Source organism: Saccharothrix luteola (assembly GCF_020859565.1).
GTDB classification, from domain to species: Bacteria; Actinomycetota; Actinomycetes; order Mycobacteriales; family Pseudonocardiaceae; genus Actinosynnema; species Actinosynnema luteola.
The window spans coordinates 1-14,533 of record NZ_JAJHUO010000038.1 but is presented as its reverse complement, the minus strand read 5'-3'; the positions used below and the strand labels follow the sequence as shown (position 1 = coordinate 14,533).

Here is a 14,533-nt window from a genome sequence, read left to right as displayed (position 1 = left end):
CGGCACGTCACCCGATCGGGGCGTTTGCCGTCGGTGCAGGTAGGACCCTTTTGCACGCCCACCGACCCCGACCTACCGTGGTTGGGCCATGCCGGATCCTGCGCACGAAGATCACCGGCCGCGGCCGCCGCGACCGGAGGTCCGCGTGCTCGGGCCCGGTCCGCCGAGGCGCACATGACCGACACCGGCAGCCACCGGCACGTCCGCGCACCGTCGCTCATGGACGCGACCGTGCCGCTGGTCGCGCTGGTGGCGCTGATCGGCGGCTCGCTCGCCCTGTTCGGACTGGGCGCGCTCGACGGCCCCATCCAGGTCGCGCTCGTGCTGTGCGCGATGGTCGCGACGCTCGTCGTGCTCAAGAACGGCCACCGGTGGGCGGAGGTCGAAGCCGCCAACCAACGCGCGCTCACCTCGATCACCAGCGCGGTGTTCATCCTGCTGGCCGTGGGCGCGCTGATCGGCACGTGGAACCTGTCGGGCACGATCCCCACCCTGGTCTACTACGGGATCCAGGCGCTCTCACCCACCTGGTACTACGCGGCGACCGCGCTGATCTGCGGCATCGTCGCGATGTCGATCGGCAGCTCGTGGACGACGGCGGGCACGATCGGCGTCGGCCTGGTCGGCATCGCCCTGATGCTCGGCCTGTCGCCGGGCATCACCGCCGGCGCGGTCATCTCGGGCGCCTACCTCGGCGACAAGCTCTCGCCGCTGTCGGAGACCACCGTCCTGACCGCGCAGCTGGCCAAGGTCGACGTCTACGAGCACATCAAACGCCAGGCGTGGACCTCGCTACCCGCGTTCGGCCTCGCGTTCACCCTGTTCGCGCTGATCGGCCTGTTCTGGGGACCGGCGCCGACCGACGCCGGCGACACCGCCTCCGAGCTGAACGCGCTGGGCGACATCTACTGGATCACCCCGCTCAACCTGCTGCCGCTGGTGCTCCTCGCGGTCCTGTCCGCCCGCAAGGTCCCCGCGTCGCTCGCCCTGATGACCTCGGCGCTCTTCGCCGGGCTGCTCGCCGTGTTCACCCAGCACGACGTCGTGCGCGCCTTCGTCGCCGCGCCCGGCCTCGACCCGGTGCGGACCGGGATCCAGGCCGTGTGGCAGGCGCTGGCCACCGGCTTCACGATGGACTCCGGGATCGGCGACGTCGACCGGCTGCTGTCGCGCGGCGGCATGGACAGCATGCTGCCCACCCTGTGGCTGATCATCGGCGCGGTCACCTTCGGCACCGTGCTGGAGGAGTTCGGCCTGATCAACCGCCTGGTCGACCCGATGATCCGCGCGGCGAAGGGCACCGGGCGGCTGTTCGTCGCCGTGTTCGCCACCGCGTTCGGGCTCAACATCGTCGCGGGCGACCAGTACATCGCGCTCGTGCTGCCGTCCAAGGTCTTCCGGGCCGAGTTCGACAGACGGGGGCTCGCGCCGACGAACCTGTCGCGGCTGGCCGCCGACAGCGGCACGGTCACCTCGCCGTTGGTGCCGTGGAACTCGTGCGGCGCGTTCATGAGCGCGGCGCTGGGCGTGTCGACGCTGCTGTACCTGCCGTTCTGCTTCTTCAACATCGCCAGCCCGTTGCTGAGCTTGGCCTACGGGTTCACCGGCTTCCGGATCGAACGAGTGCGACCCGCCGGTCCCGAACCGGCCGACGCGTGAACAGGTGACGACGATGACCGTGACCGAAGCCAAGAAGTCGCAGCAGATGCCCTTGCTGACGCTGACCGCGATGGTGGTCGGCTCGATGGTCGGCGCGGGCGTGTTCTCGCTTCCCCGCAACTTCGCCCAGGCGACCGGCGTGTTCGGCGCGATCGTCGCGTGGGCGATCGCGGGCGTCGGCATGCTCATGCTCGCGTTCGTGTTCCAAGCCCTCGCGGTGCGCAAGCCCGAGCTGGACGCCGGCGTGTACGCCTACGCCAAGGCCGGGTTCGGCGAGTTCCCCGGCTTCTTCTCCGCGTTCGGGTACTGGGCCAGCGCGTGCGTCGGCAACGTCAGCTACTGGGTGCTGATCAAGTCCACCCTCGGCACGGTGATCCCCGGGCTCGGCGAGGGGAACACCGTGCTCGCGGTGGCGATCTCGGCGGTCGGCGTGTGGGCGTTCCACTACATGATCACGCGCGGCATCAAGGAGGCCGCGGCGATCAACCGGATCGTCACGGTCGCCAAGCTGGTGCCGATCCTCCTGTTCGTCGTGATCATCGCCGTGGCGCTTGAGGCCGACGTGTTCTCGGCCAACTTCTGGGGCGGCAGCGAGCGGTCGGCGGGCGCGTTGTTCGAGCAGGTCCGGTCCACGATGCTGGTCACGGTGTTCGTCTTCCTCGGCGTGGAGGGCGCGAGCGTCTACTCCCGGTACGCCCGCAAGCGTTCCGACGTCGGCCGGGCGACGGTGCTCGGCTTCCTCGGCGTGCTGGCGCTGTTCGCGTCGGTGACGCTGCTGTCCTACGGCTCGTTGCCCAAGGACGACCTCGCGGGGCTGCGCCAGCCGTCGATGATGGGCGTGCTGGAGTCGGTCGTGGGCACGTGGGGCTCGGCGTTCATCGGCGTCGGCCTGATCGTCTCGGTGCTCGGCGCCTACCTGGCCTGGACGCTGATGGCCGCCGAGGTGCTGTTCGTCGCCGCGAAGGACGACGACATGCCCCGGTTCCTCAAGCGCGAGAACCGCCAGGGCGTGCCGATCGCGGCGCTGATCATGTCGAGCACGCTCATCACCGCGGTGCTGTTCGTGACCCTGTTCTCCGACGACGCCTTCACGTTCACCCTCAAGCTGTGCAGCTCGCTGTCGCTCATCCCCTACCTGCTGGCGGCGGCGTACGCGTTACGGATCGGGGTGCGCGGCGAGACCTACGAGCACGACCGCGGCAGGCGGGGCAAGGAGGTGGCGTTCGCGGCCGTCGCCACCCTCTACACCGCGTTCCTGATCTTCGCTGCCGGCATCGAGTTCCTGTTGCTGTCGTTCATCATCTACGCGCCGGGGACGATCCTGTTCGTGATGGCGCGCCGGGAACAGGGCAGGCGCGTGTTCTCCGCCGCCGAGCTGGCGCTGTTCATCCTCGCGGTCGTGCTGGCCGTGCTCGGCGTGCTCGGCCTCGCCACCGGTCTGATCGTCATCTAGCGAGAGGGACAAGGACATGACCGACACGGCTCAGCGCCCGTCCGCGGCGTACGGCGTGCACTCCGAAGTCGGCAGGCTGCGGAAGGTGCTCGTCTGCGCGCCGGGCCTCGCCCACGCCAGGCTGACCCCGAGCAACTGCGACGCCCTGCTGTTCGACGACGTGATGTGGGTGCAGAACGCCGTCCGCGACCACTTCGACTTCATGGCCAAGCTGCGCGAACGCGGGGTCGACGTCGTGGAGCTGCACAACCTGCTGACCGAGACCCTCGACGTGCCGGGCGCCAAGAGCTGGCTGCTCGACCGCAAGATCGTCGCCGACGAGGTCGGGATCGGCTTGGTGGAGGACACGCGGGCGTTCCTGGAGGAGCTGGAGCACCGCAGGCTGGCGCAGTTCCTGATCGGCGGGCTGTCGACGGCCGACCTGCCACCGGACTTCCGCCCCGGCTACCTCGCCCTCGCCCGCGAGTCGACCGGCGTGCCCGAGTACCTGATGCCGCCGCTGCCCAACACGCTCTACACCCGCGACACCACGTGCTGGCTCTACGGCGGCGTGACCCTCAACCCCCTGTACTGGCCCGCGCGGCACGACGAGACGTTGCTGATGAAGGCGGTCTACGAGTTCCACCCGGACTTCGTCGGCTCGACCGTCTGGTGGGGCGACCCCGAGCGGCAGTGGGGACTGTCCACGTTGGAGGGCGGTGACGTGATGCCGGTGGGCAACGGCGTGGTGCTGGTCGGGATGAGCGAGCGGTCGTCCCGCCAGGCGATCACCCAGCTGGCCGCCACGCTGTTCGAGCAGGGCGCCGCCGAACGCGTGATCGTCGCCGGCATGCCGAAGCTGCGCGCGGCCATGCACCTGGACACCATCTTCACCTTCGCCGACCGCGACTGCGTGACGACGTTCCCTGACATCGTGGACGGCATCCACCCGTTCACCCTGCGCCCCGGCGACCCGATCGAGGTGACGGAGGAGAAGCAGTCCTTCGTGGACGTGGTGGCCGACGCCCTCAACCTGCCCAAGCTGCGCATCGTGGAAACGGGCGGCGACGCATACACCGCCCAGCGCAGCCAGTGGGACAGCGGCAACAACCTGGTCGCCGTCGAACCCGGCGTGGTCGTCGCCTACGACCGCAACACCGACACCAACTCCCGGCTGCGCAAGGCGGGCGTCGAGGTGATCACCATCGTGGGTGCCGAACTCGGTCGGGGCCGCGGCGGCGGTCACTGCATGACCTGCCCGATCTCCCGCGACCCGATCGACTACTGATCGCGCCCCCGGCGCCGAAGGACGAGACGACCCGCTGCCGCACGACCGAGGTGCTCACTCCTCTTCGGACCGCGCGACGTCCGCTCCCGGCTCCACCTCGGGCACGCCGAACACGTCGGCCCACACGCGGGCCAGGTCCTCGACCGGCGTGCCCGCGCGGACGGCCGGCGCGCGGACCAGCGGCCGGAGCCGGTCCGGGTGCACGGTGGACACGGCCAGGTGGCCGAGCGGGACCGCCCGCACCGCCGAGTCGAACGCGTGCAGCGCGTGCTCCACCGACAGGCCGGGCGTGCCGCCGTCGACGACGCCGCGGGCCAGCCCGACGTCGTTCCACCGGTCCCAGTCGATCGCCACGACCCGGCCGGTTCCGGCGCAGGCGTCGAGGTAGGCGTTGGCGGCGGCGTAGCACGGCTGGCCCGGTGCGCCGACGAGCGCCGCCAACGACGAGAAGAGCGCCACGTAGTCGGGTTCCGCGCCGACGGCGTCGAGGGCGTGCAGCAGCGCGCGGGTGCCGTCCACCTTGGCCGCCAGCGCCGTCTCGACCACCCCCGCGGTCAGCGACCCGGTCGGGCCGTGGCCCGCGACACCGGCCGCGTGCACGACACCGGTGATCGGGCCCAGTTCATCCCGCACGCGGCGCAGCACCCCGGTCAGCGCGGCCCGGTCGGCCACGTCGGCCTGCCACCAGCGGGCGCCGTCCGGCGGGCGGGTGACCGGGGCCGACCGGCCGATCAACGCCACCCGGCCGCGGTAGGCGCGCACGAGGTGGCGGGAGAGGAGCCGGCCGATGCCGCCGAGTCCCCCGGTGATCACGTGCACCCCGCCGGGTCGCGGTGGCGGGCCGGCCACCGCGGGCACCGGCTCGTAGTGCCGGGTCCACCGCCGACCGGCGCGCAGCGCCACCAGCTCCGCGCCGTCGGGGTCGAGCAGCTCGCGGACCAGCGCCCCGGCGTCGGTGTCGACCACGTCCACCGCCCGGACGCCGACGGCGCGGTGCTCGGCGGCCAGCGTCAGCCCAGCGGCGACCAGGGCGGCGTGCGAGGGCCGGACCCGCTCCCCACCCGTGACGTCGAACGCTCCGGCGGTGACCAGGGCCAAGGTGACGTCGGCCCCGCTGCGAGCGAGGTCGGTCAGCGGCGAGAGGTCGAGTCCCTCCGGTGCGAAGTGGACGATCAGGGACGGTCGCGACGCCAGCGCGTCCCTGATCGACGCGTAGTCGGGCACCACGTCGACACCGCGCGCCCAGGCGTGCCGCACCAGGTCCCCGACGAGCGGGGAACCGTTCGACACCACCGCCCACCGACCGCCGGGACGCGGGCGCGGCACGTCGACCGCGCGCCGCCAGCCCACGCCGTACAGCACCGGCCGCGCGTCACCGGGCGCAGTCTCGGGCACGCACCGGGTGCGGGCGAAGGGGTATCCCGGCAGGGACACCACCCGTCGCCCCGCGGTCAGCCCGGCCAGGTCCACGTCCACGCCGGTCGACCACAGCGCGCCGAGGGCGCCGAGGAACACCTCCCGGTCCGACCGGCCGTCGTCCGGGTGGCGGGCGGTCGCGACGACCGGGGTGTCGGGCAGGTGCCGACGCGCCGGCGTCGACAGGGTGACCCCGGGGCCGACCTCGACCAGCACCACCTTGCCCAACGCGGCCACCCGGTCGAGCTGGTCGGCGAAGCGGACCGGTTCACGCAGCTGCCGCACCCAGTACCGCGGCGACGTCGCCTCGCCGGCCAGCGGGTGCCCGTCCACCGAGGAGATCAGCGGTGTCGTCGGCCGGTGCGCGGGGACGTCGGCGAGGAACCGGGCGAACTCCGGCAGCACCGGGTCGACCAACGCGGAGTGCGCGGCCGTCGTGAACGGCAGCGTCGAACACGCCACACCACGTTCCGCGAGCAGGCGCGCGACGTCCGCGATGCGCGGCGCAGGGCCGCTGAGCACGCACATCCGCCTGCCGTTCACGGCGGCCAGCGCCACACCGTCGCCCAGCAGCGGAGCCACCACCGACTCGGACGCGGCTACCCCGATCATCGCCCCGTCCGGCACCCCTACGAGCACCCGACCGCGTTCGACCACCACGGCCACCGCGTCGGCAAGGGTGAACACCCCGGCGAAGCACGCCGCCGCGTACTCGCCCGCGCCGTGCCCCAGCACGGTCGTCGGGCGCACGCCGAGCGAACCGAGCAGCCTCCCGTACGCCATCCCGGTCGCGAACAACGCCGGCAGGCCCAGCCGCGGCCCGGCGATGGCCGCCCGCGCGTGGTGGTCGTCGACGCCGAACAACACCGCTCGGACCTCCGAGGCCAGCGGCGCGGGCATCAGGTCGAGGCACTCGTCCAGCGCGTCGCGGTACACCGGCTCGTGCCGGTAGAGGTCCCGGCCCATCCCGACGTGCTGCGAACCACCGCCGGGGAACGCGAACGCGACGTGCGCCGGGCGGTCCGCGTCGGCGTCGCGGAGGTCCAACCGGTCCGCGAGCAGCCGCCGTCGCGCGTCGGCCACGTCCCGCGCCACCACCGCGGCACGGCGCGGGAACGCCGTGCGCCGGGCCAGGGTGTGCGCCACGTCGGCCAGGTCGACGTCGGCCAGGCCGTCCGCGCAGGAGCGGGCGATCTCGTGCACCGCCGCGTCGTCCTTCGCCGACAGCGCCAGCAGCTGCCACGGCGGCGCAGGGGTCGGCGGCGACGCGGGAGGGGCTTCCTCGAGGACGAGGTGCGCGTTGGTCCCGCCGATCCCGAACGCGCTGACCGCCGCCCGCCGGGGGTGCCCGGCCGACGGCCAGTCGCGGCCGACCGGGTCGGGCACGAACGGGCAGGCGCCGAAGTCGATCTCCGGGTTCGGCTCGGCGAAGTTGACGTTGGGCGGCAGCCGGCGGTGGTGCAGCACGAGCGCGGTCTTGATGAACCCCGCGACGCCGGCCGCCGCGTCGGTGTGGCCGATGTTGGCCTTCACCGACCCGAGCCGACCCCGCGCGCCCCTGTACCCCTGGGTGAGCGCGGTGACCTCGATGACGTCGCCGATCACGGTGGCCGCGCCGTGCGCCTCGACGTACCCGACGGTGTCCGGCGGCACCCGGGCGTCCGCGAGCGCGGCGGCGATCACCGCGGTCCGGCCCGCCATGCCGGGCGCGACGTAGCTCGACCGGTCCGCGCCGTCGTTGTTGACCGCACCGCCGCGCACCACGGCGTAGATGCGGTCGCCGGCCGCCACCGCGTCGTCCAGCCGGCGCAGCACGACCACGCCCACGCCGTCGGCGGGCACGAACCCCGTCGCCGCCCGGTCGAACGGCCGCACGTGCCCGTCGACCGACAGCGCGCCGCCCGGCCGGTGCCGGTAGCCCTGCGCGCGCAACGACCTCCACGACACCCCGCCCGCGAGCGCGAGGTCGCACTGGCCCGCCGCCAGCGCACCGCACGCGACGTGCACCGCCACCAGCGACGTGGAACAGGCCGCCTGCACCACGATCGCCGGCCCGGTCAACCCGAGCTGGTAGGCCACCCTCGTGGCCAGGAAGTCCTTGTCGTTGGCGGCCGGCAGTGACTCGGCGAGGTCACCGCGGAACGACTCGCGCCCGTGCGCGCTCGCGGACTGCCCGGCGAACACTCCGACCGAGCCGGGGAACGTGGCGGGCGCGTGCCCCGCGTCCTCCATCGCGTGCCACGAGCACTGCAGGAACTGCCGCTGCTGCGGGTCCATCAGCCCGGCCTCGCGCGCCGTGCAGCCGAAGAACCGCGCGTCGAACTCCTCGCCGCCGGCCACCACCCCGCCCGCCGCCACGAAGTCGGGCCGCCGCAACTCGGCCTCAGGCAGCCCGGCCGCGCGCAGGTCGTCCGGGCTGAACCGCCGAACGGTCTCCCGTCCGCCGGCGATCACCCGCCAATAGGCGTCCAGGTCGGGTGCGCCGGGAAACGCGCAGCTCATCCCCACCACCGCGATCGGGGTCATCGACGGCTCCACAAGCCACCTACTACGGCCTCCTGGAGCCGCACCAGGTCCAACGAGGTGCCGCCGAGGGCGAAGAAGCCGTCCGTGTTCCGCTCACCGCGGGTCGACGTGGGCGGCGACAAGGTCTCCCGCAGTCCGGCCACCGCCGGCCTCCCGCACCCACAACCCAAGTGGAACGGCGAGTCGTCGTCATCGGTCGACCAGTACGCGCAGTGCAGATCAGGATCCCAGTATTTCGCGACCAGCGCGCCGTCGAGGTAGTCGTAGGCGGCCGAGATCTCGCCGACATCGGTCACGTTCACGACTCCAAACGACAAGGGCGGGGCGGGGTCATGCTTACGGGACGGCCGAGCCGACGGGCAACCCGCGTACTTCTACTGTGTGAATCCTTTGACCCGGGCTGACCTACCTCCGTCTATCGGGTGCTCCCCGGCTCGCCGTCGTCATGTCGCAGTGGCCGACGCCCACATCACGCCCAAGCACCCGATCGAGCATATTCCGCCGCACTTCGAAAATGAGTCGAATGGCCGAATCACCGGCAGGCCATCGACAATATCCTTTCGGGATCCTTTCGGGGATTCCCCCGGCCTGGACGTGGACCGGAGTACGCGCGGTGCCGGGCCGGCGCCCACGACCTGATCACCACCGTTCCGACCGCCACACTCGACGCCGTCCTCGACGGCGCCGTCCTCCACACGACCGCCCTCACCGCCGTCCGCGACAACGCACGTTCGTCGGCGTCCCGTCAGCCTCCCCGGCGACGCCCGAACGGGGTATCGACATCGGCATCGTGAGCGCCAATCCCGACCACACCGGCTTGACCACCCTCCTCACCCAAGCCGCCACCAGCACCCTCGAACCACGAGTCGCGGCCCGCATCCCCCTGACCAAGCCACCACCGCCTACTACAACGTCGCCACGGGCGGACACGCGGCCGCCGACTCCTGATCCCGTACAAACCTCCGCCACACACGAACCGGTCCCGTGTTCACCCGAACACGGGACCGGCCGGCGCAACGCCACGATTAGGGGTCTTGCAAGTCCGTATTCGCCGCTCGCGCAACCAGGGCACTGGCCGCCACGTGAGCCTGATCCAGACCCACCGCAAGCAGCGTGGCGCGAATAACCGAGACGGGAACGCGGTTCCTCAGCACGAGCGCGGTGCGCTCAGTCTCGATGTCAAGCCGAGTCGCAACGTCGGCCGGAAGCATGACCGGCACGAGATCCGTCACGTCGTCGTAGATGAGAGGTGGAACATCATTAGTCACCGCGCCAGCGTCGCCGCTCGGATCAACAAATACCAGTGCCCAATAGGCTGACAATGAACCCAACCGTGACCCCATGTCCCACACCTGACGCCGCCAGCACCACGAGACACCTCCACCACAAGCCCTCACCGACCACCGCCACCCCGACAGTCCTCCCCCACCGGCCCACCAACCTCCACCCCGACACCCGCTCGCCCACCCCACCGTCACGACCACCCACCGACCAACCCCACCACCACCCCGAACACCCCACTCCACCAGCACCCACCTGACCAGCAGAAACGCTCTCCGCCACCCAACCAACGACCCCGATTTGGACCACGGAAGACGATCATGTAATCTATGCCCACACCACGGCGAGAGCCGAGTCCGGGTGGCGGAATGGCAGACGCGCTAGCTTGAGGTGCTAGTCCCCGAAAGGGGGTGGGGGTTCAAGTCCCCCCTCGGACACAAGATCGTGTGTTGGATCCCCGTCCAATAACACCAGTTCAGGTACCCGACCGCAACTGTCGGTCGGGTGTTCAAGTGGTCGGCACGGCCTCTACCGCTCCAGGCGGTGATGGCCGTGACTGACAAGGTCATCGCCGGTCTTCTACCGGGCACCACTTCCCGTCGACACCGTTCTGGAAATCCAGGCGGTGTTTCCGGCGTACCGACCGAGAAGGCTTCATCGGCCAAGGTCGGGCAATCCCCACCACCTGCACCGCAGCGCCGGGTCCTGGACAAGCGGCGCACGCCCGCGCCTTCCGTTCGGGAGCTGGGGCCGTTGAGTGTGCGGGATCGGCCGCGTTATGCCCTGGCGCGCTTCGACGACCGTGGCCGGTTGGCCAACCAGCCGTTGTTGGAGCTACTGCGATGGGCTCCACAGGAGCGTCTGGACATCCGGTTGCATGGGTCCTCGCTGGTGCTCCAGCGCAATCCCCGAGGTGTGTTCGCGCTGAGCAGGCGCGGGTTGATCCAGATTCCTTTGACCGTGCGGCGCTGGTGGTCGTTCGAGACCGGTGATCCGGTGCTGCTGGTCGCGGTTCCGGAGCGCGCGGCGATGGTGATCCACAGCCTGGTGGTACTGGACAAGGCCCTTCCCGATCCGCGTCAGGTGGTGGTGGCGTCGCGACCGTTCGAGGCCGAGGGCGCCGTACCCGTTGCAGGTCCGCCACGGGTGCATCCCGATGGGCCCGGCAACGGCGCGGTGGGGGGTAGGTCGTGACGGCCCAAACCGAGCCGAGTGCGGAGGAGTTGGAGAAGGCGCGTCAGGTCTTGGCGCTGTTGGGGGTGTCACCGGAGGCACTGGTGGCCTCCCAGCCGGCCGCGCCGCCGCGGGAGGTGCCCACGATCGCCGAGTGGGTGCCGGTGGTGTCGGGGTTGGTGGGCGAGGGCACGCGCAAGCTGTACAGCACCTACTGGAACAGGTTGGTGGCGCTGTGGCCCGAGCGCCGGTTGAACGAGTTGCCCGCCTCGGACCTGACGTGGCTGTTCGGGCACATCAGGCAGACTGCGGTGCGGCGGCGCAACTGGCGGGGCGGGCACAGCGCGGCCGAGCATATGTTCAGCGCCACCCGGTGCCTGTACAAGTTCGCCGTCAACGACGAACTGATCCCCGCCGGTCACGATCCGACGCGGAAGGTAAAGAAGCCCAAACGGGCGATACCGACCCGGCGCGGACTGAACAACACAGTCCTGGAGGCGGTCACCGAGGCGGCCTCCACCACCGGTGACGACCCGGCGCTGGACGCGCTGTTGATCCGGTTCCACGTCGAGACCGCCGCCCGCCGCGGTGGGGCGTTGGCGCTGGAGCTCGACGGCCTGGACCAGGAGCAGTGCCTGGTGCTGTTGCGCGAAAAGGGAGAGCAGAGCCGGTGGCAGCCGGTATCGCCGACGCTGATGACGCACCTGGTGGACCACGCCTACCATCGCGGGGCGCGTGAGCCGACCAGCAAGGTGCTGCGCTACCACAACGGCAAGCCGTTGACCTACCGGCGCTACGACGGGCTGTGGGACCGGCTGCGCGACCACGTCGAACCGGTGCGCACCCAGAACATCTCCACGCACTGGTTGCGGCACACCACGCTGAAGTGGGTGGAACGCAACTTCGGCGAGGCGGTAGCCCGCGCCTATGCCGGTCACCGACCCAGCGGCGACGCCAAGCCCGGCGCGATCGCGGTCTACACGAAAGCCGATCTGGAGGAGGTCGCCACCGCGCTGTCCGTGTTGACCGGCGAGCCGCACCCACTGGCACTCAGCACACCGGCCGAGGTGTTCGACAACGACAACGGATGACCCGCGTGGTCTGGGGCGGCGGTTCCACCGCCGCCCCAGACCATGCTGTCCGGCTGCCGATTGGCTTGCTGCGCTACCGCGCTTTACTTGGTGACGCTTTTGGTCGTCGGTGCCGGTGCATCTTCGAGGCCGAACATGTTCGGGCTCGTCTCGCTGGCCGTCGTTGCACGTTGCAGCACCGCCGTGACCGCCGATTTGGGCACGAGTTTGCGGCTCCGGATGCGGACCGCGGGAAGTTCACCGTCGCTGATGGCGCGATAGACGGTCTGTTTGGACACGCGGAGCAGCTCCGCGACCTCGCTGACCTGGTAGAGAGGCTCGTGTTCGCCATGTCGCACGAATCCGTCGCGCGCTTTTTCCTCACTGTGCCGCATCGCCACACCCCCTTGCGGTATTCCTTCCGTTACAGTGACTCCACAACTTTCACATGTCAACGATTTCACTGATCGGAAAGCTGCGACTTTCGTTCATCGAAATGGTCACAGATGCACCTGCTGTGATATTGCATGCTTGGCGAAGGCCGCTTCGCGCCGGGCACATCAAGCACGGCCACTCGATCGGGTGTGGATCGGCGGGTGCTGATCGCGGTGTCCGCCAGCTAGGGTGACGCCCTCGCGGGCACGCCCGCGTAGTGGGCTTCGGAAGGAGAGCCAACGCATGTCTCGTCGCCGCAGTGCATCCGGAGGAGCGGTCGGCACCTCCATGATCCTCGTCCGGGTGCCACGCCGCCCGCGGCCTGAGCGTAATGAGCACAGTTGCCCGGTGTGCTACTCGGTGGCTCGTCAGCCCTGTCGCAAGGTGCTGTCCAAGCCTGGCGCGTCAGTGCTCAAGCTCGGCGGGGTGCAGCCGACCATGCATACGCACCGCCCCGGTGCGCGGTCGAAGTCCCGTCGTGCTCGCCCACAGCCGGTTCAGGCGAAGCCGAAGCCGACGCCGACGCCCATCGAACAGGTTGACCCTGGCCGTGCCGAGTTCGTGCCGCGCAATCTGCGCGGAGCCATGCGCGATGAGCAGGGCCGCGCGGTGACGACCGGGTGGTCGCGCGGCAACACCGACGCCATACCCCGGCGGACTCGTTCCCGGGGCGAGTGACCAGGCACTGGTGGCGCCCCTATCTGAGCTACGGCGTGGTCGCGGGAACAGATGATCTTTGTGGTGGACACTGGGGCGATGAACAACGAGTCGGGTCGCCGATGGGTGCGGATGGTCTTGGACGTCGAGCGGGAAACCGTCACGGTCGTACTCGACGACGGCAGTGAGGTGACTGAGCCCAGCGACCAGACCTACGATCCCGCGCTCGGCATCCGCCGCTCCACCTATGACCGCGTCGGTCACACCATGACCCTGGATCTGGTTGAAGGGCGCCAAGTCACGGTGGAGATCGGTGGACCCGATCCCGTGCATTCGCTGGCGGGTCGAACGGTGGTCTACCTGGATCAGAATCAGTGGGTCAAGCTCGCCCAGTATTTGCACACCCCGCACAAGCTCCAGGCTGCCGAGCACGCCGCCGCGGCCACTGTGATCGACTGGGTTCGCACCCGAAGGATCGTGTTGCCGTTGTCCGCGGCGCATGCGACCGAGATCGGCTCGGCGCGTCCGCAGTATCGGGCGACGCTGGTGCCGCTGATGCTGGACCTGTGTCGGGGCTGGCAGATGCGCGATCCGCTGCGCGTGCGCGTCGACGAGTTGCTGGCTCTGTTCGGTGCCCGCCGCCACCGGAGGTCCTTCACTCCGCAGCCGGGTGCGCCGGCGGTGTTCACCCTTGATCCGGGGATGCTGTTCACCGGTTACGCCGATGCGACCAGCAGTCTGCCGCTCGACCTGGACGACCTGCAGCGCCAGCTGACTTGGGTGACCTCGTTGTATTCAGCAATGCTCGACGCGGAAGCCGTGGATCGGACCGCTGCGGTAGAGCTGGCTGGTAGGTGGGCGAGGTCGTTTCACGACCTTGCTCAGGAACTTCGCGACAACGCCACTGCTCGCCGGCACTCTCGCCAGGTCGTCTTCGCGCGCATCGCCACCGACATGCAGGACCACCTGGCCCGTGCCGCTCGGGCCGCCGGGCTGACGCCCGAGCAGTTCCGCACCTGGTTGGCCGAGCAGGGCTCCGAGGATCTGACCGCGCTGCCCTACCTGGGCACGGTCTTCGAGGCCACCCACATTCGTGTGCGCAACGCCGGTGACACCTGGCATGCCCACGACCTGACCGACCTGCTCTACCTGGCATGCGCCAGCGCCTACGCCGACATCGTGGTCTGCGAGAACAAAGCCGCAGACTACCTCGCCCGAGCCTGGCGCGGCCGCACCGGCGGGGCACCGTTGGTCACCAGCCTGGCGGCACTGGTGACCAGGTTGCAACCGGCGATGTAACGCACGGCGACAGACGGACGCTAGAGGTCATATCCATATCCGATTGGACACGGCCTGACTAAGCAGCGCCCGGTGACGGTCGCGCGGGCGTCGTGCCTGGCCGGATTGGTTCGTCTTCGCGGAGGAGCTGCACGGTATGGCGTTCAAGCGATCGTCCGGCACGGCATGGGTGAGCTTCCCCCGATAACCCGAGGCGGTTGTTACCTGGGTGCGGTCGGTGCCGCTGGGATGGTAGCTGGCTGGGTCTGAGCAGCGTGCCAAGCGGCTTCGTATTCGTCTGGGCTGAGCCAGCCGAGG

The 14,533-nt window shown here is 70.3% G+C and carries 10 protein-coding genes and 1 tRNA gene; 7 read left to right on the top strand and 4 right to left on the bottom strand.

What is annotated here, in order from left to right:
* Nucleotides 1–174 precede the first annotated feature (174 nt).
* From nhaC to LNK82_RS39615, 3 genes are read left to right on the top strand one after another with little or no spacing between them, the layout of a single operon-like run.
* Nucleotides 175–1,659 carry a Na+/H+ antiporter NhaC gene (gene nhaC, locus LNK82_RS39625; RefSeq protein ID WP_230572008.1) on the top strand — a complete coding sequence of 495 codons (1,485 nt, stop codon included), beginning with the start codon at nucleotides 175–177 and terminating at the stop codon, nucleotides 1,657–1,659.
* Nucleotides 1,660–1,672: 13 nt separating this feature from the next.
* Nucleotides 1,673–3,112, top strand: coding sequence for a basic amino acid/polyamine antiporter (locus tag LNK82_RS39620; protein WP_230572007.1), 1,440 nt, complete (start codon nucleotides 1,673–1,675; stop codon nucleotides 3,110–3,112).
* Between the two features lie 16 nt (nucleotides 3,113–3,128).
* A complete protein-coding gene (locus LNK82_RS39615; protein WP_230572006.1) occupies nucleotides 3,129–4,379 on the top strand; it encodes an arginine deiminase in 1,251 nt (416 codons plus the stop codon).
* A gap of 54 nt (nucleotides 4,380–4,433) precedes the next feature.
* On the opposite strand, the gene LNK82_RS39610 is transcribed toward LNK82_RS39615, so the two are convergent.
* From LNK82_RS39610 to LNK82_RS39600, 3 genes are all read right to left on the bottom strand, one after another.
* The gene (locus LNK82_RS39610; protein WP_230572005.1) at nucleotides 4,434–8,321 is read right to left on the bottom strand and encodes a type I polyketide synthase; all 3,888 of its coding nucleotides are present in this window, start codon (nucleotides 8,319–8,321) and stop codon (nucleotides 4,434–4,436) included.
* Entirely contained in the window at nucleotides 8,318–8,623 is a 306-nt protein-coding gene (locus tag LNK82_RS39605) for a hypothetical protein (RefSeq protein ID WP_230572004.1), read from the bottom strand. Before LNK82_RS39605 ends, LNK82_RS39610 begins: the two co-directional genes overlap by 4 nt.
* Before the next feature lie 723 nt (nucleotides 8,624–9,346).
* The gene (locus LNK82_RS39600) at nucleotides 9,347–9,664 is read right to left on the bottom strand and encodes a hypothetical protein (RefSeq protein ID WP_230572003.1); all 318 of its coding nucleotides are present in this window, start codon (nucleotides 9,662–9,664) and stop codon (nucleotides 9,347–9,349) included.
* 292 nt (nucleotides 9,665–9,956) lie between these two features.
* On the opposite strand from LNK82_RS39600, the gene LNK82_RS39595 reads away from it, so the two are divergent.
* The 3 genes from LNK82_RS39595 (at nucleotide 9,957) to LNK82_RS39585 (ending at nucleotide 11,866) form a co-directional block, all read left to right on the top strand.
* A tRNA-Leu gene (locus LNK82_RS39595) sits at nucleotides 9,957–10,039 on the top strand.
* A gap of 115 nt (nucleotides 10,040–10,154) precedes the next feature.
* The gene (locus tag LNK82_RS39590) at nucleotides 10,155–10,796 is read left to right on the top strand and encodes a hypothetical protein (RefSeq protein WP_230572002.1); all 642 of its coding nucleotides are present in this window, start codon (nucleotides 10,155–10,157) and stop codon (nucleotides 10,794–10,796) included.
* Nucleotides 10,793–11,866, top strand: a complete 1,074-nt coding sequence (locus tag LNK82_RS39585; protein WP_230572001.1) for a tyrosine-type recombinase/integrase — start codon at nucleotides 10,793–10,795, stop codon at nucleotides 11,864–11,866. The genes LNK82_RS39590 and LNK82_RS39585 overlap by 4 nt, the downstream gene beginning before the upstream one ends.
* 83 nt (nucleotides 11,867–11,949) lie before the next feature.
* Here the strand turns inward: LNK82_RS39585 and LNK82_RS39580 are convergent, their stop codons facing one another.
* The gene (locus LNK82_RS39580) at nucleotides 11,950–12,240 is read right to left on the bottom strand and encodes a helix-turn-helix domain-containing protein (protein ID WP_372470774.1); all 291 of its coding nucleotides are present in this window, start codon (nucleotides 12,238–12,240) and stop codon (nucleotides 11,950–11,952) included.
* Between the two features lie 796 nt (nucleotides 12,241–13,036).
* Between LNK82_RS39580 and LNK82_RS39575 the strand changes: the two genes are divergently transcribed.
* Nucleotides 13,037–14,236, top strand: coding sequence for a hypothetical protein (locus LNK82_RS39575; protein WP_230572000.1), 1,200 nt, complete (start codon nucleotides 13,037–13,039; stop codon nucleotides 14,234–14,236).
* Nucleotides 14,237–14,533 lie beyond the last annotated feature (297 nt).